Origin of the sequence: Bacillus cereus group sp. Bc031 (assembly GCF_027716265.1) — a bacterium.
Classification (GTDB): Bacteria; Bacillota; Bacilli; order Bacillales; family Bacillaceae_G; genus Bacillus_A; species Bacillus_A paranthracis.
Genome location: NZ_JAQFUL010000006.1, coordinates 14,258 through 40,294 on the forward strand (window position 1 = coordinate 14,258; position 26,037 = coordinate 40,294).

A 26,037-nucleotide genomic window follows, 5' to 3' on the forward strand; every position below is an offset into this window, starting at 1 on the left:
GAAATCTCCGTCTTTTTATTATGTTGTAGGTGTATTTAGTAAGCGATTATATGCTTTGTAGGCTGTGATGACTGCGAGGAATGATCCGATTAAAAATAAAACTGAGCCACCAAATGTAAATATCCGGCCAATAAAAGTCTCTCTAGCTTCTTGTATTTCTTGCTGTAATTGTGTATTCATATAATTCACCCCTTAAACTATAGGCATTTAGTTATAGTCTATGTAGAATGCCTATAGTGTGTGAAGTGGAAATAAAAGAACTCGGTATGCACCGAGTTTTTTTATAATCCGATATAAGGAGATGGATCAACTGCGTTTGTCTTGCCGACATTCCATTCTCCCAGATGAAGTTCGAAGTGTAAATGTTGTCCGTATGATTGGCCAGTATTCCCCATAAATCCAAGTTGAGTTCCTTGTTTTACAGTTTGTCCATTTGATACAGAACGGCTACTCATATGAGCATATACTGTTGTATATGTTTTTCCGTTAATACGGTGAGATAAGTACACAACATTTCCGTAACTAGATGATAATTCTGAGCGAATAACAACGCCATCTGCAGCGGCAATAATTGGAACAGTTCCTGAAGCAGCGATATCGATTCCTTTATGGTTATCTATAGAGCGTACGCCAAAACCAGAAGTTTTTGATCCAGCTGCTGGTTTAATAAATCCTCCGATGTTTGTATCGTGTGGTGTTGGGGCCGCTTGAGCTGTTTGAGCAGATGTAGCAGCTTGTTTACGAGCTTCTTCCGCCTTGCGAGCTTCCTCAGCTTTACGAGCTTCTTCTGCGCGTTTTTCTTCTTCAATTGCCTTTTGAACAGCTTGACGCTGATTTTCTAAAATACCTTTAGATTCTTCTAATCCTTCAATCTCTGAATCTACTTTTGCTACTTTCGTATGTAGATCGCTAATAAGAGTTTGTTGCTGTTGTTGGTTGTTTTGTAATTCTTGTTGTTTTTGTTCTAATTTTTGCTCGGATTCTTTCAGTTGTTGTTCTTTTTTCTCAACAGCCTCTTTTTCTTTCGTCACAGCATCTTGGTCATTTGTTTGTTTTTTCACAATATCAGTATCATTATTTAAAATTAAACTGACAGAGTACATATTATCAACAAGATCAGCAATGTTTGCAGAATTTGTTAATACTTCCGTAATGATATTTGTGCGAGGTTTTTCTTGCATAGATTGCAGTCGTTGCTTAATAACTTCCTGACGCGTATCTATGTTTGTTTGTAATTGCTCTATATGTTTCTTTTTTTCAGTAATTACTTGTTGTGTCTTACTAATTTCTTTTTTTGTATCGTTTAATTCAGCTTCGTTTTTATTAATAGAAGTAGTTAAATCGTCGATTTTCTTTTGTAATTCTTGAATTTCTTTTTCTATTTGTTCTTTCTCGGCTGATTTATTTTGTAAGTCATTTTGTTTTCCTTCTAATTCAGATTGAATATTAGATAATTTATCTTGATTCGTTTCAGCGTATGCGGGTGAAAGTAACGGGGAAGCAAAAATCGTTCCTGCTGCTAAAACGCTGAACGCTACAAATTTCTTTTTCATGGTTGTCTGGCTCCTTTCCCTATGAATGTTATATATCATAAGAAGAAGAGTGTCTATCGTTGTAACCATAATGTAAAGAAAATTTTATAAAATTACTAAGTTTTGTCGGAATTTATCATTTTTTTACGGTAATTGTAATGGTGATTCTCTTTCTTAATTTGTGTAACAAAGGTGTGTTCTGGATTACGTTTTGTTAAATAAAGGAATAATTAGGTCTATTTTATGTAGTGAAATTTAATTTGGAAACTCAATAAAATACTAGTAAGGAATCGTTCTCATGTTAGGTTTTCTGACATGGGTTTTATTTTTGTCAAGAAAATTATTTGCGTTCGGGCAAACTTATTTTGTTGTCAGATTTTAAATTTTGATTTATGATTTTTAACAGGGACAAATGTAGTGAATTGTCGAATAATATGTAATACTCTTAATTTCAAGTTTTATAGATATAGAATGAGAGGTAGAGTGACACATCGAAGAGGGGGTTACAACAAATATGAAAAGAATAGGACTTGCATGGCAAATATTAATAGGACTTGTGCTTGGTATTGCGGTTGGTGCGATTTTCTTTGGCAATCCAGCAGTGGTGAGTTACTTACAACCAATTGGTGATATTTTCATCCGACTAATTAAAATGATTGTAGTACCGATTGTTGTAGCAAGTATTGTTGTTGGGGTTGCTGGTGTTGGCGATGTTAAAAAATTAGGTCGACTAGGCGGAAAAACAATTATTTACTTTGAAATTATTACAACAATTGCAATTATTGTCGGTCTATTAATTGCGAATATTTTCCAACCAGGAAAAGGCGTAAATATGGAGCAGTTAACAAAGACAGATATTTCGAAATATACACATACGACAGAGCAAGTACAAAGTCATTCGTTTGCAGATACATTTGTAAATATTGTTCCAACAAACATTGTAAAGTCATTAGCTGACGGAGATATGCTTGCTATTATCTTCTTCTCTGTATTATTTGGTTTAGGTGTAGCAGCAATTGGTGAAAGAGGAAGACCGGTTCTTCAATTTTTCCAAGGTGTAGCTGATGCGATGTTTTACGTAACAAATCAAGTTATGAAATTTGCACCATTTGGTGTGTTTGCACTAATTGGAGTTACAGTTTCTACATTTGGCCTTGCTTCGTTAATTCCATTAGGGAAATTATTAATTGTAGTATACGGGGCAATGATTTTCTTCGTTGTAGTTGTCTTAGGACTTACAGCGAAAATATTTGGAATTAACATTTTCCAATTCTTTAAGATTTTAAAAGACGAGCTGATCTTAGCATATTCTACAGCGAGTTCAGAAACAGTTTTACCGAAAATCATGGAGAAGATGGAGAAGTTCGGTTGTCCGAAAGCAATTACATCTTTCGTTATTCCGACAGGTTATTCATTTAACTTAGATGGATCAACTTTATATCAAGCAATTGCGGCTATTTTCTTAGCGCAAATGTACGGTATTGATTTATCCATTACACAACAAATTACATTATTGCTTGTATTAATGGTTACATCAAAAGGTATCGCAGGTGTACCAGGCGTATCGTTCGTTGTATTATTAGCGACACTTGGTACAGTAGGTATTCCACCTGAAGGTTTAGCGTTTATTGCAGGTATTGACCGTATTCTAGATATGGCTCGTACAGCAGTTAACGTTGTAGGTAACTCTTTAGCAGCTGTAGTTATGTCTAAATGGGAAGGTCAATATGACGCTGAAAAAGGACAAGCCTACTTGAAAGAAATTTCTAATAAGCAAGCAGCTTAATTATAATTTGAACAAGCTCTCACATAATATGTGGGGGCTTTTCTATATAGAAGGGGAGCAGACGTAATGAAACGTAAATATGGTGACGGTTCTTCGTGGAAGCGACTACTAGAGAAGGATTATACGGTTAAGCAAATAGAAGAAGGAATGCTAGGAATACTGGAAATAAAAAAGGTGAGAGAACCTAGTTGTAAAGAATATGACGGTAAAGAGCTATGTATTGCTGGCAATCAGTATACGTGGATTCAATATTTCATAGACGAGAAAAACTTTGCGATTACTGCTATGTTAGATGATCAAAAGGAATTAGTGCAATATTATATCGATGTGGCGAAAGACTATGAAATAGACGAGCGTGGTTTACCGTATTTTGATGATTTATATTTAGATGTAGTATTATTACCGAATGGTAAAATCTATGTATTGGATGAAGATGAGTTAGAGGATGCTTATAAAAGTGGCGATGTTACAAAAGAAGAGTATGAGTTAGCTTGGTACACTACAAAGTGGATTATAGCTGCAATAAAAAATAATGAATTTTATTGGATTTCAATATTGGAAGAAGAAATCAAAAAGTTAAAATGATTATTGTATTCAAATTTTTGTATAATTACCAAAAAAATCTATACAAAAAATAATTGACTTTTGTTTTGTAAGCGAGTAAAGTTAGGGAAGAAATTATTATTAAAAAATAAATATGAAACCTTCTTATAAAGAGAGGCGGAGGGACTGGCCCTACGATGCCTCGGCAGCGGACTCGATTTCAGAGTGCTGTGCCAAATCCAGCAAGCATATGCTTGAAAGATGAGAAGAGCGTTTCTTATAGATGTATAAGACCTCTTCTCGTTGGAAGAGGTCTTTTGTTATTCATAAAAAAAAGGTTGAAACTAGGGAGAGATGGTACTTTGAAAGAAACGAGAGGAAATGGTTTGGCATTATTACCACTTGGGATATTTTTGGCGCTATTTATTGGTTCTGGAATTATTACAGGTGATTTCTATAAATTGCCGATACTTGTAGCAATTTCAATTGCTGTAGGAGTCGCTTTAGCAATGAATCGTAAAGAAAGTTTTCATGTAAAAGTGGAACGATTTGCTAAAGGTGCAGGGAACCCAGACATTATGATTATGGTTCTAATTTTTGTACTGGCAGGAGCATTTTCTGAAACAGCAAAAGGGATGGGTGGCGTTGATTCTACAGTTAACTTAGCGCTATCAATTTTACCACAAGGATTTATCGTAGCTGGCATTTTCGTTATAGGAGCATTTATTTCATTAGCGATGGGAACTTCAATGGGAACAATTGCTGCATTAGCACCAATTGCTGTAGGTATTAGTGGGCAAACTGATATCTCAATTGCACTTACGATGGCTACTGTTGTTGGCGGAGCGATGTTTGGTGATAATTTATCATTTATTTCAGATACAACAATCGCAGCTGTACGTTCACAAGGAACAGAAATGAAAGATAAGTTTAAAACGAACTTTTTAATTGTATTACCAGCGGCTATTATTACAATCGTACTATTAGTAATCATTACTTTAGGAAGTGATACGCAGATTAAAACGCATAGCTTTGACTGGATAAAGATTTTACCGTATGCAGGAGTACTTATTACAGCGCTACTTGGTTGGAATGTACTTATCGTGTTAACTGGTGGAACTGTACTATCTGGGGTTATCGGTCTTTTAGATGGAAGTTATACGTTAGAGAGTTTCTTTAAAAGTGTAACGACTGGAATGGGCGGTATGATGGAGTTAGTATTACTCGCTATTTTAATTGGCGGTATGGTCGAATTGATTCAATATAATGGTGGCATTCAATATTTAATGAATATTTTAACGCGTAACATTCGTTCAAAAAAAGGAGCAGAGTTCGGTATAGCTGGTTTAGTAGGTATGACGAATATGTGTACAGCGAATAATACCATTTCTATTATCTTTACAGGTCCGCTTGCGAAAAACATTGCAGATCAATATGAAATTGATCCTCGTAAATCAGCGAGTGTATTAGATCTTTTCTCGTGCTGTGTGCAAGGGTTAATTCCGTATGGTGCGCAAATGTTAACAGCAGCAGGATTTGCGGCGTTATCTCCAATTGAACTGTTACCATATGCGTTTTATCCAATCTTAGTTGGAGTATGTGGAATCATTTCTATATTAATTGGTTTCCCGAGGTTTTCTAAAGTAGCGGAAAAGAAAGAGTATCATAAAACAGCATAATGAAAATGAAGTGTATGAAAAGTAACGAAAGCCGTACAGAGAATGTTCTCTGTACGGCTTTTTATGTGCGGGAAAAGAGTGAATGATCCCATGCTACCGTATGTTTTTACAAAAGGCTGAATGCAACTCGGTCTTAAGTCTGAGTTAAAAACGGTTCTTAAGCTCGTTATGGAAAAAAGAAAAAATAGTTAAGATAAGAGTATCAAATCGAAGGGAGGCAAGCACAAGATGAAACAATTTCTAGCGTTTATCGCGGCTGGTATTTTAGCTTTAATTGCTCTTGGTAGTCTTGCTGGTATTGTAGGATTCGCAATCGGAGCAGGAGTTGTGTACTGGAGCTATAAATCATTTGTGCGAGCACAATCATTTTTTGGAAAGTTAGCTTGGGGTATTGTTGGTTTGATCGGCTTGTCCATCGCCCTTTCTCATTCCCCAGCATTAATTGGTATTGCAGCATTAGTAGTTTTATACTACGGATACCGTGAGTGGAAAAAAGAAAAAGATGTAGTTGTTGATTCTGCTCCAGAAAGTTCTAAACCATATAGCAACTTTGAAGATGAGTGGAACAAGTTAATGAAAAACTAATATAAAATCAATCAAATTTATAAAGTAGAAGAGAGGAAGATTATAATGAAACAATCTTTATTCGGACGTGTACGCGATGCAATTTTAGCAGATTTTCATAATGTGTTAGATGAGAAAGAAAGAAAAAATCCAATTGCTATGTTAAACCAATATTTACGTGATAGTGAGCGTGAAATAACAAAAATTGAGAAGTTAATTCAGCGTCATAAAACATTAAAATCTAACTTTGCTCGTGAGCTTGAGCAAGCACGTTATTTCGTGAATAAAAGATCTAAGCAAGCGATCATCGCTCAAGAAGCAGGCGAATTACAACTACATGAGCGTGCATTAGAAGAAGTAGCTTATTATGAAGGGCAAGTAACTCGATTAGAAGAAATGTATACAGGTGTTGTAGAACAAATTGATGAGTTAGAGCGTCGTCTTTCTGAAATGAAAAATAAATTAAAAGAAATGCACGCAAAACGTATGGAATTAATGGCACGTGAAAATATGGCACATGCAAATCGTCGTATGAATACTGCGATGCATAAAATGGATGAAAATAATCCATTCTTACGCTTTGAAGAAATTGAAGATCATATTCGTGACTTAGAAACTCGTATGAACGAGGAGCATGAACGTGATACATTTGATATGAAGATTGCAAAGCTTGAGCGTGAAATGAAAGAAAAGAATGATGTATCGTTAACGAAAGAGTTAACAAAATAATAGTAGTATATTATAAAACAGGCTTATGATATAGTGATAGGAGAAAAGGTGTTGGAAAGCAATGCCTTTTCTTCTATGTATATGTGACAAGAAGGGGGGAGCTGAAATGAAGAAACATTTTTCAAAGACACAATTAATGGGGATGCTCCTCATCATATTTGGATTCGGTCTTTTTCTTGATATGATACTTGGACATTTTGAACCAGGTGGTCTCATTTTTGCATTTATTATGCTTATGTTTGGAAGACATTATCGTAAAAAGAATCGTTATGTACGGGGAAATGTATTTTTATTTATTGGTGGTATCGTATTTTTATTCTTCTTATTTTCATCGGCAGCATTTGTTCTTGTCGTATTTGCTTGTTTAGCTTTAATTGGTTATCAATTGATTCAACAAGGACATAAGCAAAAGGCAATGAAGGTTGAAATTAAAGAAAAAGGGATTATAGACGAAGAGAAGCAAATATATCGTACAGAACCATATTTGAAAAATATGTTTGTAGGCAATGTACGAATGATGGATCATATTTATGAACTTGAGGATATAAATGTTCAATATGGTGCTTGTGATGTGGAAATAGATTTAACAACTGCCATGATTCCAGAAGGAGAAACGGTAATTGTTATTCGGGGTGTCGTTGGTAATATTCGTTTATATGTGCCATATGATATTGAACTGTCTTTAAATCATTCTGTTATTGTCGGACGTGTGCTCTTGCCAGGTCATGAGGAAACAGGGTTTAACCGCAATGTTACATTTAGAACAGAGCAGTATAAAGAGGCTCCTCGTCGTATTAAAATTATTTCTTCGCTTGTCGTAGGCGATACGGAAGTGAGGAAAGTATAATGAAGAAACAAAAAAATATTTCGTGGATGTATATTCGTTATTCTATGTTGTCCTCAGTTAGTATCGCACTTATTTGTACAATTGTATATGTATGGAAAAGTGAGCAACAAGTATATGATTTATTATGGAAGGAATCCATCGCTTCTGTTCCAATTGGCTTGTTTATTATGACTACAAGTTTACTTATCGGGGGAATTGTAGGATATGCAATCGGTTACTATATAGAGCAGCGTATACAAGGGTTAAATACGTTTCTATTTGAAGTGGAGCGAGGGAATTTTCCAAGCGATGTTTCGTTTACTGCAGATGATGAATTTCATGAAGTGGAACGAAAAGTAATCGGTCTGGCTCGTCGATTAGAGGAGCAAGCTGGACTCTTTCAAAAAGTAACGAATGAACGAGCTCATTGGAATGAAGAGATGAGACAAGAAGCGATTTCCCAAGAAAGGCATCGATTGGCGAGGGAGCTGCATGATTCTGTAAGTCAGCAGCTTTTTGCAATGTCGATGATGATGTCGGCTATTAATGAACAAGTAGCTGAATTTCCAGAAACGACGAAAAAGCAGTTACAGCTCGTTGAAAATATGGTTGTAAATGCACAATCAGAGATGAGAGCATTGCTTCTTCATTTACGCCCAGTACAGTTAGAAGGTAAGAAACTAACAGAAGGTATAGAAGAATTATTAACAGAACTATCTAGAAAGCAACATATGAAAATTGAATGGTTAATTGAACCGATTCAATTAAAAAAAGGTGTAGAAGATCACTTATTCCGCATTGTACAAGAGGCGCTATCTAACACTTTACGTCATGCGAAGGCAAAGAAAACGGAAGTGCGTCTTCGAAAAATTGATCAATATGCAATATTGAAAATTATTGATGATGGTGTAGGTTTTAAAGTAGGAGTGAATAAGGCTGGTTCTTACGGATTAAGGTCAATACAAGAGCGTGTTCATGAAATTGGTGGGACATTAAAGGTACTTAGTTTTCCGAATAAAGGTACACAAATAGAAGTAAAAGTACCGATTATGATTGAGAGAGGGGGAGAATCATGATTAAAGTATTACTAGTGGATGATCATGAAATGGTTCGAATGGGTGTATCAGCATATTTATCAACGCAGCCAGATATTGAAGTAGTTGGAGAAGCTGAAAATGGAAGAAAAGGTTCAGAGTTAGCTTTGCAATTAAGGCCGGATATTATTTTGATGGACCTTGTCATGGATGAGATGGATGGTGTTGAAGCAACACGTGCTATTATTCAAGAATGGCCAGAAGCAAAAATTGTAGTTGTAACGAGTTTTTTAGATGATGAGAAATTGTATCCTGTTATTGAGGCTGGAGCGACAAGTTATTTATTAAAAACATCAAGAGCGAGTGATATAGCAGACGCTGTACGAGCTACTTATGATGGAGAAACGGTATTAGAGCCGAAAGTTACTGGTAAAATGATGTCTCGTATGCGTCAGAAGAAAGAACAACCTTTGCATGAGGAGTTAACAGAAAGAGAGTCTGAAATTTTGTTATTAATTGCAGAGGGGAAAAGTAATCAAGAGATTGCAGACGAGTTGTTTATTGCCCTCAAAACAGTAAAGACACATGTGAGCAATATATTAAATAAGCTAAATGTAAGTGACCGGACACAGGCAGTTATTTATGCGTTTCGACATCAATTGACGAAATGAGAAAGTGAAATTTTAACCAGTGGGGTGGTCCCCACTGGTTATTAGTTTGTACAAAATCTTTTTATTGACGCTAATGAATGTAAGCGTTATCATTTAGTTGTTAACAGTACATACAAAGGGGAGAATGTATATGCTAGTTCAAACGATATTTGGCATGGATAAATCAAAAAAATTAGGGGATTATGTGAACGCATTACAAGCGCTTTGTGAACAATATAATGTTGAAACAGATAAAATTGCAATTGTTGAGGCGACAGAAGAGTACTATTTATTTTTAATAAAGCAAGAAGAGTGCTACGATGTTGTCAAAGTAGAAACAGTGGATACAAATATTGACTATTATACGAAAGCGTATAAAATAAGCAGTTTTAATCATACTGCTTATCAAAAGTAAAAAACTCCCTTTTGGGAGTTTTTTTAGGATGCTTTTACTTCACAAGATTCGGTTAGTAAGTGAACTTTTTTCGCGCCACTTAGCTTAGCGATTGCAAGGCCAATAAGAGCTCCAGCTAATGCAGGTACTAGCCAGCCTATGCCTTCATTATATAAAGGGATAAATTCAAAATATGATGTGATAAATGAAACTGAAATACCCCCTTGTTTTAATCCATCAAATACGCTCACTATAGCTGCTCCAATTAAAGCACCTACATAAACAGAACGATATCCACCAAAATATTTATGAAGTAACGATAGTAGAACAAGTACGATTGCAATTGGATATACAACGAGTAGAATTGGAACAGAGATGGCAATGATTTTTGTTAAACCTAAGTTAGCAACTAGTAACCCTAAAGCACAAATGATACTTGCGAATGTTTTGTATGAAAATTTAGTCAATAATGTTGAGAAATATTGACTACATGCAGATACGAGTCCAACACATGTCGTTAAGCAAGCGAGTGTAACGATTAGAGCTAGTAGAAGTAAGCCGTATGGACCGAATAATTGTTGTACGATAACAGTAAGTAACTGTCCGCCATTTTTTGCATATCCGAGCGAGACGCTAGTTGTACCGAGCCAGCCAAGCGCACCATATACAAGTACGAGACCAGTAGCGGCAATAAGTCCTGCTTTTGCTGTTGCGATGGCAATGGATTTACGATCATTCACACCTTTAGAGCGAATAGCATTTACAACGATAATTCCAAATGCAAGTGCTGAAATGGTATCCATCGTTAAGTATCCTTCCATAAATCCTTTGAAAATCGGGGAAGTTTGATACTCTTGCATCGCTGGTCCTGATTGCCCGAGTGGTGTAAATACACTTTTAACAAACAATAAGAAAATAGAGAGTAATAAAATAGGTGTTAATATATTTCCAATGCGATCTACAAGTTTAGATGGATTCAAGCTCAGCCAATATACGATAGCAAAGAATATGATTGTATATACAAATAGCACTAGGCTGCTAGAACGGATTGTTTCTGGTAAGAAAGAACTTACACCCATTTCATAAGCGACATTTGCAACGCGTGGAATACCCATAGAAGGACCAATGGCAATGTATACAACTACCGTAAAGAATATTCCGAATAATGGGTGAACATGACTTGCAAGTTGTTGCATACCATTTCCTGATAGAGAAATTGCGATAACAGTTAGTAGTGGTAAACCGACTCCTGTTAGTAAAAATCCAATCATTGCCGGCCAAAAGTTTTCACCTGCATTTTGTCCAAGCATGGGAGGGAAAATTAAATTACCTGCCCCAAAAAATAAAGAAAATAGCATAAGACCCGTGAAAAAAATATGTTTTTTTGATACAGTGTTCATTGTTTTTCCTCCTTTTTTACATTCATTTGTAAGAACACAAAAAACTCGTCCCTAAAGAAAGGGACGAGTTATATTTACCCGCGATACCACCCTAATTTATACATGTAGAAATGAGTCTATATGTATACGGCTTTACAACGTACAACATGATACGTGTTCCTTGTAACGGGGGACAGCCGGTAAGAACTTACTATAACATTCGGTTCTACTTCTCGGAGATGATTTTCGGTTATGCACTGAACGTTGGCTTTCAGCAAATCGCCAACTCTCTGGGGGACAGTCCTATAACGTACTCGTTCTCGTCAATGAATTTTTATTCAAGTATTCTGACAGTATTGTTACATGTTTTTTTTTGAAAGTCAATATTTTTTTGAAAAAGATATATTTATATGCGGAATTATTTGAGGTAATATTCTTTTTTTGAGGTAAAGGGGGATGTAAATTGGGAGTAAAAATTTGTAGAGAATTGTAAAGTTTGCGGAGAAAGTTGATATTTATAGGAGTAAAGAAGGGATTATTTGAATTTACAGAGAATAATACAACAATCCACTTGCTGGAAAGAACAAACCAAAAGAGGTGACTGGAATGCTTGCGATGGGAGTATTATTTGGCATTATTGCTATAATTGGTTTTATGTGGTTATATTATTCGCGTTCGTTTAAACAAGCAGAAGTTTTACTCTTTCAAAAAGGTAGTTTGTTGACAAATCAGTCTAGATATTTAGTATGTCCGAAGTGTGGAAGTGCACAGGCCAGAAGTGGAGGGTATCAAGAGTGTTGCAAAATTAGATTATGAAAGAAGGAAGCCTCACATTATTTTGTGAGGCTTCCTTCCTTACAACTTCATGGCGCTCCAAATGGTCCACCTATCCCTTTCGATAATAGGAGAAACGTTTTGTAAGGCAGTCTGTACTTGTTGTAGAAGTTGAGAAAGTTCATAATCTGTTAATTCGTATAGAATGGATCGACCTGTTCGGGGGGATAAATCTTGCAATAATGCTTCGACAGACTCATGTATTTTTCGTACTTCCCATTGTGTTTGAGTGGGGAACACGTGAAGAAAATATTTTTGTAATTCTTGTTGTATCGTGGTGGTTTTTGGTCGTCTTTTTGATTCTATTTCGATAAGTTTCGGAAATATAGAGAAAAAATATCCACGAATGTGTTCAGGGCTTCCAGGAATTGTACAATCTTCAATGGTTCGGTCTTGTACAATAAGTACACCGTTTTTCTTTAATATACGAGAAGCTTCACGTAGAAATGTAGGAATGTCTTGCAAATGATGAATAACCGCACGCGAAATAACAATGTCGAATGTATCGTTAGGATATGGAGTACTATGTGCATCACCGTGAATGAATGAAATATTTGAAAATCCACTACAGTTTTCTTTTGCAGCTTGTAATATTTCTTTTGAAAAATCAAGCCCAACAACACTTTTTGCTCCCATAAGAGCAAGTTCTTTCGTATAAATCCCGCCACCACAGCCGATATCAATTATTCGTTTGTTTTGTATGTCTGTAATATTTTTTATCATTTCTCTCCAAGAAATATGGGCGTTTCGCTGTGCGTATGTGTATTTATTATTTGCATCGTGAAAATTAATGGGCATGAAAAAGACCTCCTTTCAATGCTTAGTATAGCGTATTTTATAGTGTGTCACGTTTTTGTTTTTTATATGAAGATTATAAGAATTTCTTATTGTAAAAGGAGGATTCAGTTGAAAAGGAAATATGTATTGTTGTTATTTGCTATGTTACTAGCATCTTGTAGTCAAGTTGAGCAAAAAAAAGAAACAAAAAAAGTGGAAGAGACGGTGAATGAAGTGAAAGAAACAATAGAGGTAACCGTTATACAAAAAAAAGATAAAGAGAAAAAGTTACAGGAATCTGAAGCTAATGTAGTAATAGACATTATACATAAAGCTGAAAAACAAGAAATAACAGGTAGCTTCGGTGAACCTGAATATGAAATACAAATTAGTAGAGATGGGAAAAAGGAAACATATTATGCATGGCTAAGAGGAGAGGATAGACGAGGATGGATACAACATAAGAAAGCTATGTATATGCTGAATAAAAAAGATACAGAAAAGCTTTTGGCTATATTTCCAAATGTATCAGAACAAAAAGAAGATGAGATACAAGTCGGTCCTTTAACGGAAGTAACGAAAAAAGATTTGCAGATTACCGCGTTTCATATTAAAGCGGGCGATCAAAAAGTGAATTATACAGTACGGTATACGATTTCACAATCACTATACAACAAGTTAGAGAAGGAACAAAAATACTATTTGCAGGTTATTTTTCCAGAAAAAGTTCAAAAATTAATTGGAGCAAAAGAGAGTGAAAAAATCTTAGGAGAAAAGGTAAAGGAAGGATATAAACAGTATGAATTGCATGCTACTGTTCCGGTACAAGGTGCTTCAGAATCACAATTAAAGTCATTAGAAACATATTATGAAAATTATGATTTAAAAATATTAAATAGTAAACAAGAAAAAATAGGTGTTTTTCAAAATATTATTCAAATTGTTAAAGAGTATGGTGAAAAAATGAATTTACAAAGGTAAAGTGAATCTTTATTTAGTCCTTACGGATTGGGATGAATAAAAATTTGTCAATTTTATATGTACTTTCCTAGGAAATGATAATAGAGAGGGGACGCCCCTCTCTATTACTTTGCTTTTGCAGATGGCTCATTCATTGATTTTCGTGTAATAAGGAAAGAAATCATAAGAGCGGAAAGGATGATAAGGGCAATAAATACGTGATTGGGCAACAAATCTAATAATAATACGTAACTAACAGTATAAAAAATAAGAGTTGAAGCTAAAAACGATAGAGCGCCTATTATGAGAGATTGTAAATTCAATTGTGTGCACCTCCTTTTATTTATATTTTTGGCTAAAAATGGATTATATAAACATTATTTCTAACAATAGAAAAAAATATGTCATAATAGAGAAAAGAACAAGCTTTGATGAATGTATATGATTCATTAATGAAAGATAAAGGAGAGGAATATGAAAAATAATAAAAAAGGATTATGGGGAATTCTTGTTGCAATAGGGCTATTTTTACTTTCTAAGTTAAAGTGGGTATTTGCAATTTTTAAATTAGCAAAGTTTTCAACGGTATTTAGTATGTTTCTATCACTTGGTGCGTACGCGGTTATATATGGTTGGAAATTTGGGGTAGCGCTCATTTATTTGTTGTTTATTCATGAAATGGGCCATTTATGGGCGCTCTTATTGGAATGAAAGAGATGCCTAAAAATGCAAAAGATGAAGCATATATTGCCTATATGGGACCTCTTTTCGGATTACTTTCATTTTTACCGGCTATTCCACTTTATATGATAACGAAAGAGCCGTTTTGGGCGCTCATTATTTTACTCGGAAGTATGATTAATTTCTTTAATTTAATTCCGGTTTCTCCGTTAGACGGGGGACGGATTATTTCAGTTGTAAGTACGAAAATTTTGGGAGCGGGGCTTGTTTTATTACTTGGGTATTCAATTTATTTTAAAAGTATTTTGGGAGGATTTATTGTTATTATCGGCTGTATGGAATTGTATAGAGTAATAAAAAGAGATGAGCCAATTAAGGAATTAGGATATAAAATTGATGGAATGAAAGAATATGTTGCAAGGCTTGAAGAGGAGTTAAAAGAAACTGGTGCTGTGCATCGAAATATATATATATATATGATGCAACATGAAATAAATGTATTAAGGCAAAAAGAAAGAGAGAAAGAATTAAAAACAGGAGAATTTCAAAAGATTGAAGTGTTAGAGTATTTGTTACCGAAGTTTGAGCCACTGGATTACGTCCCGTATGAAGATGAAAAAGAAACACATACCATCCATATAAGAGAAGCATTTGAAATGTCAGAAAGAAAATTAGAGGAATGGGATGCGGAAAAGAGACAACAGGAAAACTACTATAAAGTGGATACAAAAACGAAATGGACGGTATTTGCTTGTTATATCGGATTAATGGCTATACTTGGCTACGCAGCTTATGAAGGATATATTGTTTTACAAGAACATTTGCCAACGAGAAATGTATAAAAGAATATTGTCGAAATGATAGGAAGAATTTATACAGGAATTATATTTCTACGAGAGAATGTTACAAGTATAGTCATACATTGTAATATCTTTAGTAGAGAAGGAGTTCTGTATATGAAGAAATTGTTAAATGTATTCGTGATTATTATCGTAATGATCATTGCGAGCTATAGTCTTATGAAAGTATTATTACATTATGCGAATAAGCCCGCTGAGGTAAGTACAACAGCTGAAATAGAAGATGTGCAAGAAGAGACAAAAGTACTAGATTTTATTCGTATGACACATGAAAGTTATAATAATTTCTTAAATTATGGCAAAGCAGAGAATTATACAGAAGGGGACTGGAACCAATTTAAACAATGGTTTCAACAACAAGAATTATCGTTAAAAAATATACATACAGACATAAAGAATGAAAAAATAAAACGTGATGTAAATAGAAGCTATGAAATTGTAAAAAAAGGTGTGGAGCTCCAAAATATTGAGTATGTAGTGTATGCACATCGCGTATACCATGACTTAGACATTATTGTAAATAAATATAGGGGTGAAACGAACATCTGGGGGTATACAGAAGTTGGAGATGGGAAAGATATAAGGGTAATTGAACAAGCGATACAGTCTAAATAATAAGCGAGCTAGCATTCTAGTTGGCTTATTTTATTTTGTAAGTTCAATGTTCATATATTTTTCACAAAAACACCGTGTTAATAGTGATTAAAATCACAATCTGTATTATACAATTCAGTTAAACTAAAAACAGTTAAGGAAATAGAGGAGTGGGATACAATGTTAAGTGAAAAAACAATTGAAATCGTAAAGTCAACAGTACCATTATTACAGGAAAAAGGCGTTGAAATTACAACGAGATTTTATGAAATTTTATTTTCGGAACATCCGGAGTTATTGAATATTTTCAACCATACAAATCAGAAAAAGGGAAGACAACAACAAGCGTTAGCGAATGCTGTTTATGCAGCTGCAACGTACATTGATAATTTAGAAGCTATTATTCCAGTTGTAAAACAAATTGGTCATAAGCATAGAAGTTTAGGTATTAAAGCAGAGCATTATCCGATTGTAGGTACATGTTTATTACGTGCAATTAAAGAGGTCGCAGGTGCACCTGATGAAGTATTAAACGCATGGGGAGAAGCGTATGGTGTCATTGCTGATGCATTCATTAGCATTGAAGCAGAGATGTATGAAGAAGCGGCACATAAAGAAGGTGGATGGAAAGATTTCCGTAACTTTGTAGTTGTTAAAAAAGTGAAGGAAAGCGATGTTATTACGTCATTTTATTTAAAACCTGAAGATGGAGGGAAAGTTTCTTCATTCATCCCAGGACAATATGTAACGGTTCAAATAAATATCGAAGGTGAAACATATACACATAATCGTCAATATAGCTTATCAGATGCTCCTGGAAAAGAATATTATCGTATTAGTGTAAAGAAAGAAAAAGGTATAGATACGCCGGATGGTAAAGTATCTAATTACTTACATGATCATGTAAAAGAAGGCGATATGTTACCAGTAAGTGCACCAGCAGGAGATTTCGTATTAAATATGGATTCAACTTTACCAGTTGTCTTAATTAGTGGTGGAGTAGGTATTACACCAATGATGAGTATGCTAAATACGTTAATTGAACAAGATTCAAAACGTAATGTATGTTTTGTTCATGCAGCGATAAATAGTAATACACATGCAATGAAAGAACACGTTGAGGCAGTAGATAATGAATATGAACAAGTTAAAGCATATACTTGTTATTCTGCACCAACTGAAAAAGATTTAGAAATGAAGAACTTTGATAAAGAAGGTTTTGTTGAAAGAGAATGGTTACAAACTATTATTCCGACAACTGAAGCAGAGTTTTATTTCTGTGGTCCAATACCATTTATGAAACATATAAATGCTGTACTAACTGATTTAGGTGTGAAACAAGAACATATTCATTATGAATTTTTCGGTCCAGCAGCAAGTTTACAATAAATTGAGCTTTAAGAAGCAAAAAAAACGAGGTGTTATTTTACCTCGTTTTTTATTTGTTCTCGTAATAGTCGATTTACTGTTTCACGGCGTATACCGATCAGTTGACCAATTTCAGTTTGCGTTAATATTTCATATATAGGAATGTCACCTAAATATAGTGTGAACCATTCTTGTAAGCGATGAAGGCGTTCTTTCGGAGAGACGGTCGTCAATTGGTCGATACGTTGCTGCATCATTCTTAATTTTGACTGTAATTGCATAGCGATATTTGCATATGATGCAGGATCCGCTTGAAGTTGATTATACCATTCATTACTCATTATAGGTTCAACTTCTGTTTTCATTAAAGCGATTGCTGTACCGTGATATTCCTTCGGTGAAATTAAAGAATGGTGAGGTATCGTTTCTCCTGGAACGATAATATTGAATAGAAATGGTGTTCCATTTTCTTCTAACCTTACTACTTTTAATAAACCTGTTTTTATAAAATATAAAGGACCGTCCTCACCTTGACGGAATAGTACATCTCCTTTGTGTAAAATCAATGTTAGCCCCCCATTTAAACATCTCTATTTCTTTTATTTTAGCGTATATGTATAAAGATAATATACTTTACAACAGCAATTTCATTGACGAAATATATGCTATTACAGTAGTATACGATTTAGTGTGTAATAGTACTAGCAATGAATACGCTGTAGGGGGTTTAGTATATTGTTAGATGCGATAAAAATGACGGATATGAGAATTCCAGCGAATGCCATCATTCATGTAGAAGAGATGAAAGGTGGAGTCGTGTTATCCGTTGAAGTAGACGGCCAAATTATTTATACGATGGCTTATGATGAAGAAACAGATAGTTATGCTGAATTATATGATCGAAACGATAAGAGGGCGTGCCAAGTACATGAAGATTTTATGGGATGGTCACTTCTTCATTAAAAAAGATGTCAATATGACATCTTTTTTTATTAAACCGATAGAATATACAAAGAAATGAAATATAAGGATAAAATTTGTAATAAATGATTTTGCATTGTTAGCACTTTGTAACTGCAACTGAATTATTTTTTCGCTATCATAAAGATAACAGTCGCAGTCATAGGAGTGGTCAACGTGAAGAAAGTACATATTTCCAATTACATGTTATTATGTGTTTGTCTAATTTTATTTGTTCTCTTAGGAGGATTTTTATATTCATGTGTATAAAAAAACGCATTCTAAAAAGAACGCGTTATAAAAAAGAAGTAATGATTAATCTAGTCCCAAGAATAATTAATGTGATACGCAATAAATTAATTACGGCGTTACCGCTTAATTTTGTATTAATATATGCCCCGATTTTTCCACCAATCCATGCACCAGGAATAAGAATTAATGCGTAAATCCAGCTGACATTTCCAAGGGAGATGTGAGTTGCAGAACTTACAATTGCTGATAGAAATACGATAAACATCGAAGTTGCTACAGCAATATGTGCTGGGAATGCAAAAAGTAGCATCATTGCTGGAACAAGTAAAGCACCGCCACCAATTCCAAATAATCCAGATATAAAACCAACTATAAAGGCGATAAAGATAGCGAGAAGCGGTGGGAATTGATAGTGTACAGTGTTTCCTTCGTTATCTGTAAAAGAGCGCTTGATTACAGTCATATTTGATAAAGAAAGGGGTTTTAATTTGTCTCGTAACATAAGAAGAATGGAGACAAAAATAAGAAAAATCCCAAAATATAAAGAAAATGTATCTTGGTTTAAAAATTTATTCGCCCACGAGCCGATGATACCACCAGGGCCACTCCCGATAAATAAAATAAGTCCACTTTTGTAATCTACTCGTTTATGCTTCATATAAGTAAGGGTGGAAGATAGTCCCGTAAAAACGACTGTGACCATTGAAGTTCCTACTGCAAGTTGTGGTGACAGGCTATGTAATCCGATTAATAACGGAACAATAATAATTCCGCCGCCAAGTCCGACTAGACTCCCGACTGTCCCGGCGATTAGCCCGATGAAAAGTAACATGATGTATTCCAAAATTGCCAACTCCTCTATATAACTTATCCACCAATTATTATACACGCTTTTTCATGAGAAAAAGCTTTGTTCACAAAAAAGTCGTCTTCCTAGAAAAATAAGGAAGACGACTTTTAATTAAAAGATTAAGTGTAATAAAGAATAAAATAAAGCAGCTAATGAAGCTGAAATAGGAAGTGTGATAACCCAAGTAATTAACATGCGTTTTGCAGTTCCCCATTTTACACCTTTTACACGATGAGAAGCACCAACCCCTAGAATAGAAGAGGAGATAACGTGCGTCGTACTAACTGGTAAGTGAATGAATGTTGCCCCGAAAATAACAAGAGATGATGATAAATCAGCAGCTACACCATTTACAGGACGAATTTTCATAATTTGTCCACCGACAGTTTTAATAATTTTCCATCCGCCGACAGAAGTACCAAGACCCATTGCAATGGCACAAGATAATTGTACCCAGAACGGGATGTCGCTAGAAGTATGATAACTATTCGCCATAAGAGCCATTGTAATAATTCCCATTGCTTTTTGCGCATCATTCGTACCATGTGTATAAGCTTGTAATGCAGCAGTGAAAATCTGGAATATACGGAAGTTTTTGTTCGTCTTCGTTAAATTAAAGTTTTTAAAGACGACTTTAAAAATACTGTATACGATATAACCAATAACAAATGCGATAATTGGTGAAATGATTAAAGCTTCAATAATTTTTATGAATCCTTTAAAGTTTAATGAACTAAAACCAGCAGCAGCGATAGCTGCACCTGCGATGGAGCCAATGATTGCATGCGAAGAACTACTTGGAATACCGTAGTACCAAGTAATCAAATTCCATGCTATTGCCGCAAGTAAAGCGGCTAAAATTACAAGAGAACCATTTTGTAAAGCGAACGGATCAACGATATCTTTCGTAATCGTTTTTGCTACACCTGTAAATGTCATCGCACCTAAAAAGTTCATAATAGCTGCCATAATAATTGCATGTCTAGGCTTTAGAGCTTTCGTTGAAACAGCCGTTGCAATAGCGTTTGCTGTATCGTGAAATCCATTAATAAAGTCAAAAGCTAAAGCGCAAATGACTACTAAAACGGTCAGTATCAAGAGTGTATCCATGATCAAACTCCTTACGCGTTCTTCATAATAATTGTTTCTAATACGTTTGCAACGCTTTGGCAGCTATCCGCTACTTCTTCAAGCTCTTCGTAAATCTCTTTGTATTGAATGATCTTAATTGGATCTTTTTCACGAGAGAATAAGTGCTTAATCGCGTGACGGCGAATATCATCACATTGTGATTCATAATCTTTAATCTTAATCGCATTTGTACGAATGTCGACTAATTTTTTGTTAGACATTAATTCAACAGAGTTTGCAATTTCAATCGCACATTGATTAATTGCTTCTACGAATTTAATCATGTATTCATCAGCTTCTGTAATAGAATACATTTCGAATAGACCAGCACTATGATCTAATCCGTCTAATACATCATCCATACTCATTGCAAGCTGTAGGATGTCCTCACGTTCAATAGGAGTAATAAACGCTTTATTTAGCTCCATAATGATTTCGTGAATAAATGAGTCACCTTTTGACTCATACTCTTTCATGCGCATAGAAAACTCTTTTAAATCGCTAGCATTTTTAATTTTATACTCCACGAAAAACTGCGCGCCTTCTTTTAAATTTTCGGAAACATTCATTAACATTTCAGAAAATTTATCTTTTTTTGATTTAAAGACCATTATTAGTTACCCCCACAAAAGTAATATATGTAAAATATATTGGCTAGTCAATTCTAACAAAAAACTGTCGTTTTTTAAAACATTTTATCGAAAAGTTTACAAAAACTTAACATAACTCTTATTGTTGTATTAATAATATTAATAATCAATATTGAATATCTTACTTGTAGAATGTCCTTTTCTTGCAAAAAGTATGAATGTGAAAGAAAAGCTTTACACTACAGGAAAGACTACGTTATTATAATAAATTTAAAAGGAGGTATATTCTTCCTTTTGAAAAGAAGAGTGTAAACAAACGAAGGAAGTGAACGAATGAAATTGAAGAACACTCACTTAAAAAAAATGCAGGAGTGGTTCAACAAGAGGAAGAAGCTTCGTAATTCATTAATTGTATTAGGAAGTTTGCTCGCTACTCTATTTATTGCTATAAATATAATAATTTCTATTCAAGACATATCTGAATTAAAGCAAGCTGTTCCGCAGCCGACCTTAATTTATGATGCAAATAATGAAGTTGCGACTAAATTAGCTTCTTCTAAAACAGAAGGCGTAAAAAAGAAAGATATTCCTGATATTATGGTTCAGGCCATTGTTGCAGTAGAAGATAAGGAATTTTTTAACCATCACGGGATTTACTATAGTGGAATTATAAGTGCAGTTTTTAAAAATATTACAGCAGGAGAAGTTGTAGCAGGGGGAAGTACAATTACACAACAACTTGCGAAAAATGTATTTCTGACACAAGACCGCACATACTCTCGAAAAATTAAGGAATATTTTTTAACAAAAAAAATAGAGCGTACGTATACGAAAGATGAAATCATTGAAATGTATATGAACCAAATTTATTTTGGTGAAGGTGCTTGGGGTATAAAAAGAGCAGCTAAATCTTATTTTGATAAAGATGTAAAAGATTTAACAATTTCAGAAGCAGCAACGATTGCGGGCTTGATTAAAGCACCATCTGCGTATTCACCTTATAAAAACTTTAACAAGTCAATTGAAAGACGTAATGTCGTATTAAGTTTAATGAAAGAGCAAGGGTATATTTCGGACGAACAGTATAATAAAGAAAAAGAGAGTGGACTTGTGTTAAAACGTGGCGTTGATGATAAATACAAGGGAAAATACTCTCAATATGTAGACTATATTGTTAGAGAGGCGATGGACAAGTACGAATTAACACAAAATGAAATTTTAGCAGGTGGTTATCGTATTTATACAGAGCTTGACCCGAAAAAACAACAGGCCGTAGAAGACGTTGTGAATAATGATAGTTATTTCAAAGATAGTGGCTCAGATCAACTCATGCAAACGGGTGTAGTTCTTATGAATCCCAAAACAGGTGGTATACCAGCTTTAGTTGGAGGCAGAGGGCCGTATCAGTTTTTACAGTTTAACCATGCAACCCAATTAAAAAGACAACCGGGCTCAACGTTAAAACCTTTGGCTGTATATGTACCAGCGTTAGAACAAGGATATGAAGTATACGATATATTAAAAGATGAACCATTTAACATTAAAGAATATAAACCACAAAATAGCGATCATACTTTTCACGGTGATGTGACAATGTATGAAGCCGTAGCAAAGTCGTATAATGTTTCAGCTGTGTGGCTATTAGAACAAATTGGATTAGATAAAGGATTGAAATCTTTAGAGCGATTTGGTATTCCATTAGTGCCAGAAGATCGTACGTATCCTATTGCTTTAGGCGGTATGCATGTGGGGACATCTCCATTTGTAATGGCTCAAGCATACAGTACATTTGCAAATGACGGAGTCCAAGTGGAAGCTCATGCAATTAGGGAGATACAAAATGCTGAAGGTGAAACGCTTGGAAAGTGGTATAAGAAAGAGACACGAGTGACGAGTGAGAAAGTTTCTCAAAAAATGACATATTTATTAAAAGGTGTTGTCGAAAAGGGAACGGGCGAAAAGGCAAAAGTTACTAATGTTGATACGGCAGGTAAGACAGGAACTACTCAAATTGTAAATGGCCCGAGCACCGGTGCAAAGGACTCATGGTTTGTTGGATACACACCAGATTTAGTAGGTGCGATTTGGGTAGGATATGATAAAACCGATAGCGATCATTATGTTCCGGGTGGTAGTCAAATTACGACGACAATGTTCCGGGATATTATGAAAAAAGCGAACGCAAATCCAGCTCAAAAAGCATTTCAGTTATCGCTCATATCTGAGGCTGATTATAAAAAACAATTGACTACAATAGAAGAGGAAAAACGAAGAAAAGAAGAAGAGAAGAGAAGGAAAGAAGAGGAACAACAACGAAAACAAGAGCAACAAGAGTGGCTTGATAAAGTGAAAGAATGGATTCCTTCATTTTGGTAAAAGAAAGAGGCGAATAAAAAAATTCGCCTCTTATTTTGTATGAAAACAAAATTTTAATCGGTAGAGATTTTTGTCTATCTTAATTAGCTATTAATCCATATCCGTTGAGATACATGAGATTACTCGTTAAGTACAATATTCGTACTGCCAAAGGATTCGGAATCGTATGTTACGATTATTTTGCCTTTACTAATAGGTTCGTAAGGTAATTCTTCTTCGTAATTACCGTTATTTTCATTGTGGATAGAAAGTGTAATTTCATCGATTTTTTTATTTGTATACTGATTTTTAATCGTTTCAGCAATCTGGAGCAACGCCTCGGAACTAGAAGCTTTCGTAATAAGCATTCCTTTTATAACCCTTTTTTCATTCTTTGTGGAATTGGAATAAGGGATGTTGCTTTGTTTTGTATACAAAAGTTTGTATGGAGTAGTTTTTCTCTCTGCTTTTGATATAGTGGAATATTTTAGAGTTAAAAAAAATCCTACACATAAAATAATGCATACCATAAGTGCAAACCAAATGCGTATTAGTGACATAACTCTCATTTTCATCCCTCTTTCATATCTTTGACTTCACTATTTATCATACAAAATAAGGATTAAGATAGAGTAAATTTGAGGTAAAGAAACGTAAAGAAGGAGCACTTATCCTCCCAAATAAGTGCTCCTTTCTATATAAAGAGAGATTTAATGCACGGTTAAACGATACATATTATTATAAATATACTTCTTAAGCGAAAATTAGTAAATTCGGAATACAGATAGTGTTGCTGTTGTATCGCCTGTGTTAGGAATAGAAATAGTGTTTGCTGTAGGCTGTATAGAAATCGTTGTACCAGCTTGTAAAGTAACAATTGTAGAGAAAGAAACAGCACTACCGATAACGTTAGTTGAGAAATTACGAGTAGGTGGTTGACCATTGAATGAAATACCGAATCCAAATGGTGAAGACCCTGGGAAAGTTGTAGACGCTGAGAAACTAATATCATATACGCCTGTTTCTAAAATTGTTAAAGTATCTGAAGTATCATTGAAAGAGATATTAGTTAATTCAAACACTTGATTGAATTGAAGGTTTGTTCCAGGTGATATAGTTTGTGGATTTGAGTTTCCGATTGCCGCGATTGTTACAGGAATTGGTGTACCCGCTGGTCCGGTTGCACCAGTAGCACCTGTTGCGCCTGCCGGTCCTTGAGCACCGGTAGCCCCTGCAGGTCCTTGAATACCTTGAGGCCCTTGAGGTCCAGTAGCGCCAGTAGCCCCCGCTGGCCCTTGAACACCTTGAGGTCCTTGAGCACCAGTAGCGCCAGTAGCCCCCGCTGGCCCTTGAACACCTTGAGGTCCTTGAGCACCAGTAGCACCAGTAGCCCCTGCTGGCCCTTGAACGCCTTGAGGTCCAGTAGCGCCAGTAGCCCCTGCAGGTCCTTGAACACCTTGAGGTCCTTGAGCACCAGTAGCGCCAGTAGCCCCTGCAGGTCCTTGAATGCCTTGAGGTCCTTGAGCACCAGTAGCGCCAGTAGCCCCCGCAGGTCCTTGAACACCTTGAGGTCCTTGAGCACCAGTAGCGCCTGCTGGCCCTTGAACGCCTTGAGGTCCTTGAGCACCAGTAGCGCCAGTAGCCCCTGCAGGCCCTTGAACACCTTGAGGTCCTTGAGCACCAGTAGCGCCAGTAGCCCCTGCAGGCCCTTGAACGCCTTGAGGTCCTTGAGCACCAGTAGCACCAGTAGCCCCTGCAGGCCCTTGAATACCTTGAGGTCCAGTAGCGCCAGTAGCCCCTGCTGGTCCTTGAACACCTTGAGCACCAGTAGCACCGGTAGCCCCTGCAGGTCCTTGAATACCTTGAGGCCCTTGAGGTCCAGTAGCGCCTTGAACACCTGCAGGTCCTTGAGCGCCTTGAGGTCCTTGAGGTCCAGTGGCACCTTGAGCGCCCGCTGGTCCTTGAGGCCCAGTAGCACCAGTAGCCCCCGCCGGTCCTTGAGGCCCAGTAGCGCCGGTAGCACCAGTAGCACCAGTAGCGCCTCCGCCTCCAAGACAACCTGATCCGTATTGAACTAGGATAGCTTGGATCTCTGTTATGAGTTTAACTAGTTTGTCGGTCGTACAACAATCTACTTTGAATAACTTAGCGATATACAATAAATAATTAAGCAGACTTTGTAGTTCAACGTATAATGCTCCGCATGAGAAAGGTGTTGTTCTTAAAATAGTTAATAAATTAGCAATGATAGAATTTCCAATTTGTTTTTGTGCTGGGGATAAATCTAAGCAATTGAGGAACTTTTGTAAGTTATTGAGCGCAGCTATCAAGTTATCGATATTAGTTTGAGAAGGGTTCTGAAAGACAGCTTGAATAGCTTGGCCAAGAACTTGAAGGAGTCTAACAAATTCTGTAAGTTCGGACTTAGAGATGTTAATATGACTACAAGCTCTGACTTCGCAACAGTCATTACCATAAAATACTTTTCCTTTATTTTTATTGTTCATCTTTTCATTCCTTTCTTTCATAGAATCAATAGTCATTACTATATATTAAAATGAAATTTATACTGAATTCGTGATGGACAAACTACCATTTCTAAAAAAATAAGAAATTGGCCCGCTTGGCAAACAAATAAGTAAGATATAGAGAAGGTTTCATATAATGTAAAGAAGAAAAGTTCAACATAAAAAACTGCATGTCGATTGT

The 26,037-nt window shown here is 35.5% G+C and carries 26 protein-coding genes, 1 pseudogene, 1 riboswitch and 1 other annotated feature; of the genes and pseudogenes, 16 read left to right on the top strand and 11 right to left on the bottom strand.

What is annotated here, in order from left to right; translation table 11 throughout:
- Positions 1 to 18: 18 nt before the first annotated feature.
- Both PDQ33_RS03810 and PDQ33_RS03815 read right to left on the bottom strand, forming a co-directional pair.
- Positions 19 to 180: a hypothetical protein gene (locus PDQ33_RS03810; RefSeq protein ID WP_001095993.1), complete on the bottom strand. Its 162-nt coding sequence runs from the start codon at positions 178 to 180 to the stop codon at positions 19 to 21.
- A gap of 101 nt (positions 181 to 281) precedes the next feature.
- Entirely contained in the window at positions 282 to 1,553 is a 1,272-nt protein-coding gene (locus tag PDQ33_RS03815) for a murein hydrolase activator EnvC family protein (RefSeq protein WP_000726431.1), read from the bottom strand.
- Positions 1,554 to 2,046: 493 nt separating this feature from the next.
- Between PDQ33_RS03815 and gltP the strand changes: the two genes are divergently transcribed.
- From gltP to PDQ33_RS03860, 9 genes are all read left to right on the top strand, one after another.
- Positions 2,047 to 3,318: a glutamate/aspartate:proton symporter GltP gene (gene gltP, locus PDQ33_RS03820; RefSeq protein WP_000821149.1), complete on the top strand. Its 1,272-nt coding sequence runs from the start codon at positions 2,047 to 2,049 to the stop codon at positions 3,316 to 3,318.
- Between the two features lie 66 nt (positions 3,319 to 3,384).
- Positions 3,385 to 3,903, top strand: coding sequence for a DUF402 domain-containing protein (locus PDQ33_RS03825; protein ID WP_000824677.1), 519 nt, complete (start codon positions 3,385 to 3,387; stop codon positions 3,901 to 3,903).
- A gap of 120 nt (positions 3,904 to 4,023) precedes the next feature.
- Positions 4,024 to 4,129, top strand: a riboswitch (SAM riboswitch).
- A gap of 94 nt (positions 4,130 to 4,223) precedes the next feature.
- Positions 4,224 to 5,540 carry a Na+/H+ antiporter NhaC family protein gene (locus PDQ33_RS03830; protein WP_000665478.1) on the top strand — a complete coding sequence of 439 codons (1,317 nt, stop codon included), beginning with the start codon at positions 4,224 to 4,226 and terminating at the stop codon, positions 5,538 to 5,540.
- 228 nt (positions 5,541 to 5,768) lie between these two features.
- Positions 5,769 to 6,125 (top strand): lmo0954 family membrane protein, encoded by a 357-nt coding sequence (locus PDQ33_RS03835; protein ID WP_000808648.1) that lies wholly within the window; start codon positions 5,769 to 5,771, stop codon positions 6,123 to 6,125.
- 45 nt (positions 6,126 to 6,170) lie between these two features.
- Positions 6,171 to 6,833: a PspA/IM30 family protein gene (locus PDQ33_RS03840; protein ID WP_000814144.1), complete on the top strand. Its 663-nt coding sequence runs from the start codon at positions 6,171 to 6,173 to the stop codon at positions 6,831 to 6,833.
- A gap of 106 nt (positions 6,834 to 6,939) precedes the next feature.
- Positions 6,940 to 7,680: a cell wall-active antibiotics response protein LiaF gene (gene liaF / locus PDQ33_RS03845; protein ID WP_000716087.1), complete on the top strand. Its 741-nt coding sequence runs from the start codon at positions 6,940 to 6,942 to the stop codon at positions 7,678 to 7,680.
- Positions 7,680 to 8,735, top strand: a complete 1,056-nt coding sequence (locus tag PDQ33_RS03850; protein ID WP_000744320.1) for a sensor histidine kinase — start codon at positions 7,680 to 7,682, stop codon at positions 8,733 to 8,735. The genes liaF and PDQ33_RS03850 overlap by 1 nt, the downstream gene beginning before the upstream one ends.
- Positions 8,732 to 9,364: a response regulator gene (locus PDQ33_RS03855; RefSeq protein WP_000598709.1), complete on the top strand. Its 633-nt coding sequence runs from the start codon at positions 8,732 to 8,734 to the stop codon at positions 9,362 to 9,364. The genes PDQ33_RS03850 and PDQ33_RS03855 overlap by 4 nt, the downstream gene beginning before the upstream one ends.
- Positions 9,365 to 9,488: 124 nt before the next feature.
- Positions 9,489 to 9,758, top strand: coding sequence for a DUF3992 domain-containing protein (locus PDQ33_RS03860; RefSeq protein WP_001997062.1), 270 nt, complete (start codon positions 9,489 to 9,491; stop codon positions 9,756 to 9,758).
- A 23-nt stretch (positions 9,759 to 9,781) separates the two neighbouring features.
- Here PDQ33_RS03860 and brnQ3 read toward each other — a convergent pair whose 3' ends face one another.
- Positions 9,782 to 11,137 carry a branched-chain amino acid transport system II carrier protein BrnQ3 gene (brnQ3, locus tag PDQ33_RS03865; RefSeq protein ID WP_270754867.1) on the bottom strand — a complete coding sequence of 452 codons (1,356 nt, stop codon included), beginning with the start codon at positions 11,135 to 11,137 and terminating at the stop codon, positions 9,782 to 9,784.
- A gap of 56 nt (positions 11,138 to 11,193) precedes the next feature.
- Positions 11,194 to 11,452 (bottom strand) — a binding site (T-box leader).
- A 270-nt stretch (positions 11,453 to 11,722) separates the two neighbouring features.
- Here brnQ3 and PDQ33_RS03870 point away from each other — a divergent pair.
- The gene (locus tag PDQ33_RS03870) at positions 11,723 to 11,932 is read left to right on the top strand and encodes a hypothetical protein (RefSeq protein ID WP_000880630.1); all 210 of its coding nucleotides are present in this window, start codon (positions 11,723 to 11,725) and stop codon (positions 11,930 to 11,932) included.
- Between the two features lie 39 nt (positions 11,933 to 11,971).
- Here PDQ33_RS03870 and PDQ33_RS03875 read toward each other — a convergent pair whose 3' ends face one another.
- Positions 11,972 to 12,748, bottom strand: a complete 777-nt coding sequence (locus tag PDQ33_RS03875; protein ID WP_001122122.1) for a class I SAM-dependent methyltransferase — start codon at positions 12,746 to 12,748, stop codon at positions 11,972 to 11,974.
- A 108-nt stretch (positions 12,749 to 12,856) separates the two neighbouring features.
- On the opposite strand from PDQ33_RS03875, the gene PDQ33_RS03880 reads away from it, so the two are divergent.
- Complete coding sequence (locus tag PDQ33_RS03880; protein WP_270754865.1) at positions 12,857 to 13,708, top strand: hypothetical protein; 852 nt, start codon at positions 12,857 to 12,859, stop codon at positions 13,706 to 13,708.
- 104 nt (positions 13,709 to 13,812) lie between these two features.
- Here PDQ33_RS03880 and PDQ33_RS03885 read toward each other — a convergent pair whose 3' ends face one another.
- Entirely contained in the window at positions 13,813 to 14,010 is a 198-nt protein-coding gene (locus tag PDQ33_RS03885; RefSeq protein WP_001053353.1) for a hypothetical protein, read from the bottom strand.
- Positions 14,011 to 14,161: 151 nt separating this feature from the next.
- On the opposite strand from PDQ33_RS03885, the pseudogene PDQ33_RS03890 reads away from it, so the two are divergent.
- From PDQ33_RS03890 to hmpA, 3 genes and pseudogenes are all read left to right on the top strand, one after another.
- Positions 14,162 to 15,210: pseudogene (locus tag PDQ33_RS03890) on the top strand (site-2 protease family protein).
- Positions 15,211 to 15,324: 114 nt separating this feature from the next.
- Entirely contained in the window at positions 15,325 to 15,843 is a 519-nt protein-coding gene (locus tag PDQ33_RS03895) for a hypothetical protein (protein ID WP_071741635.1), read from the top strand.
- A 159-nt stretch (positions 15,844 to 16,002) separates the two neighbouring features.
- Positions 16,003 to 17,211 (top strand): NO-inducible flavohemoprotein, encoded by a 1,209-nt coding sequence (gene hmpA / locus PDQ33_RS03900; protein WP_000947704.1) that lies wholly within the window; start codon positions 16,003 to 16,005, stop codon positions 17,209 to 17,211.
- 32 nt (positions 17,212 to 17,243) lie between these two features.
- Here hmpA and PDQ33_RS03905 read toward each other — a convergent pair whose 3' ends face one another.
- Positions 17,244 to 17,756 carry a Crp/Fnr family transcriptional regulator gene (locus PDQ33_RS03905; protein WP_000600591.1) on the bottom strand — a complete coding sequence of 171 codons (513 nt, stop codon included), beginning with the start codon at positions 17,754 to 17,756 and terminating at the stop codon, positions 17,244 to 17,246.
- Between the two features lie 169 nt (positions 17,757 to 17,925).
- Here PDQ33_RS03905 and PDQ33_RS03910 point away from each other — a divergent pair, with 169 nt between their 5' ends.
- Positions 17,926 to 18,153 carry a hypothetical protein gene (locus PDQ33_RS03910; RefSeq protein ID WP_000882907.1) on the top strand — a complete coding sequence of 76 codons (228 nt, stop codon included), beginning with the start codon at positions 17,926 to 17,928 and terminating at the stop codon, positions 18,151 to 18,153.
- Positions 18,154 to 18,445: 292 nt separating this feature from the next.
- Here the strand turns inward: PDQ33_RS03910 and PDQ33_RS03915 are convergent, their stop codons facing one another.
- From PDQ33_RS03915 to PDQ33_RS03925, 3 genes are all read right to left on the bottom strand, one after another.
- On the bottom strand, positions 18,446 to 19,246 hold the full coding sequence (locus PDQ33_RS03915) for a sulfite exporter TauE/SafE family protein (protein WP_000455758.1): 801 nt from the start codon (positions 19,244 to 19,246) through the stop codon (positions 18,446 to 18,448).
- Positions 19,247 to 19,363: 117 nt separating this feature from the next.
- The gene (locus tag PDQ33_RS03920) at positions 19,364 to 20,362 is read right to left on the bottom strand and encodes an inorganic phosphate transporter (protein WP_000380271.1); all 999 of its coding nucleotides are present in this window, start codon (positions 20,360 to 20,362) and stop codon (positions 19,364 to 19,366) included.
- An 11-nt stretch (positions 20,363 to 20,373) separates the two neighbouring features.
- Positions 20,374 to 20,994, bottom strand: coding sequence for a DUF47 domain-containing protein (locus tag PDQ33_RS03925; RefSeq protein ID WP_000231448.1), 621 nt, complete (start codon positions 20,992 to 20,994; stop codon positions 20,374 to 20,376).
- 312 nt (positions 20,995 to 21,306) lie between these two features.
- Here PDQ33_RS03925 and PDQ33_RS03930 point away from each other — a divergent pair, with 312 nt between their 5' ends.
- On the top strand, positions 21,307 to 23,349 hold the full coding sequence (locus PDQ33_RS03930) for a transglycosylase domain-containing protein (protein ID WP_000769282.1): 2,043 nt from the start codon (positions 21,307 to 21,309) through the stop codon (positions 23,347 to 23,349).
- Positions 23,350 to 23,468: 119 nt separating this feature from the next.
- Here PDQ33_RS03930 and PDQ33_RS03935 read toward each other — a convergent pair whose 3' ends face one another.
- On the bottom strand, positions 23,469 to 23,897 hold the full coding sequence (locus PDQ33_RS03935; RefSeq protein WP_270754860.1) for a hypothetical protein: 429 nt from the start codon (positions 23,895 to 23,897) through the stop codon (positions 23,469 to 23,471).
- Between the two features lie 195 nt (positions 23,898 to 24,092).
- Positions 24,093 to 25,835: a Gly-Xaa-Xaa repeat protein gene (locus PDQ33_RS03940; protein ID WP_270754858.1), complete on the bottom strand. Its 1,743-nt coding sequence runs from the start codon at positions 25,833 to 25,835 to the stop codon at positions 24,093 to 24,095.
- Between the last annotated feature and the right edge of the window lie 202 nt (positions 25,836 to 26,037).

Coding starts and splice junctions, on each gene's coding strand:
- PDQ33_RS03810 (WP_001095993.1), bottom strand. CDS start 180: ATGAATACACAATTACAGCAAGAAATACAAGAAGCTAGAGAGACTTTT.
- PDQ33_RS03815 (WP_000726431.1), bottom strand. CDS start 1,553: ATGAAAAAGAAATTTGTAGCGTTCAGCGTTTTAGCAGCAGGAACGATT.
- gltP (WP_000821149.1), top strand. CDS start 2,047: ATGAAAAGAATAGGACTTGCATGGCAAATATTAATAGGACTTGTGCTT.
- PDQ33_RS03825 (WP_000824677.1), top strand. CDS start 3,385: ATGAAACGTAAATATGGTGACGGTTCTTCGTGGAAGCGACTACTAGAG.
- PDQ33_RS03835 (WP_000808648.1), top strand. CDS start 5,769: ATGAAACAATTTCTAGCGTTTATCGCGGCTGGTATTTTAGCTTTAATT.
- PDQ33_RS03840 (WP_000814144.1), top strand. CDS start 6,171: ATGAAACAATCTTTATTCGGACGTGTACGCGATGCAATTTTAGCAGAT.
- liaF (WP_000716087.1), top strand. CDS start 6,940: ATGAAGAAACATTTTTCAAAGACACAATTAATGGGGATGCTCCTCATC.
- PDQ33_RS03850 (WP_000744320.1), top strand. CDS start 7,680: ATGAAGAAACAAAAAAATATTTCGTGGATGTATATTCGTTATTCTATG.
- PDQ33_RS03855 (WP_000598709.1), top strand. CDS start 8,732: ATGATTAAAGTATTACTAGTGGATGATCATGAAATGGTTCGAATGGGT.
- PDQ33_RS03860 (WP_001997062.1), top strand. CDS start 9,489: ATGTATATGCTAGTTCAAACGATATTTGGCATGGATAAATCAAAAAAA.
- brnQ3 (WP_270754867.1), bottom strand. CDS start 11,137: ATGAACACTGTATCAAAAAAACATATTTTTTTCACGGGTCTTATGCTA.
- PDQ33_RS03870 (WP_000880630.1), top strand. CDS start 11,723: ATGCTTGCGATGGGAGTATTATTTGGCATTATTGCTATAATTGGTTTT.
- PDQ33_RS03875 (WP_001122122.1), bottom strand. CDS start 12,748: ATGCCCATTAATTTTCACGATGCAAATAATAAATACACATACGCACAG.
- PDQ33_RS03895 (WP_071741635.1), top strand. CDS start 15,325: ATGAAGAAATTGTTAAATGTATTCGTGATTATTATCGTAATGATCATT.
- hmpA (WP_000947704.1), top strand. CDS start 16,003: ATGTTAAGTGAAAAAACAATTGAAATCGTAAAGTCAACAGTACCATTA.
- PDQ33_RS03920 (WP_000380271.1), bottom strand. CDS start 20,362: ATGGATACACTCTTGATACTGACCGTTTTAGTAGTCATTTGCGCTTTA.
- PDQ33_RS03925 (WP_000231448.1), bottom strand. CDS start 20,994: ATGGTCTTTAAATCAAAAAAAGATAAATTTTCTGAAATGTTAATGAAT.
- PDQ33_RS03930 (WP_000769282.1), top strand. CDS start 21,307: ATGAAATTGAAGAACACTCACTTAAAAAAAATGCAGGAGTGGTTCAAC.
- PDQ33_RS03935 (WP_270754860.1), bottom strand. CDS start 23,897: ATGAGAGTTATGTCACTAATACGCATTTGGTTTGCACTTATGGTATGC.
- PDQ33_RS03940 (WP_270754858.1), bottom strand. CDS start 25,835: ATGAACAATAAAAATAAAGGAAAAGTATTTTATGGTAATGACTGTTGC.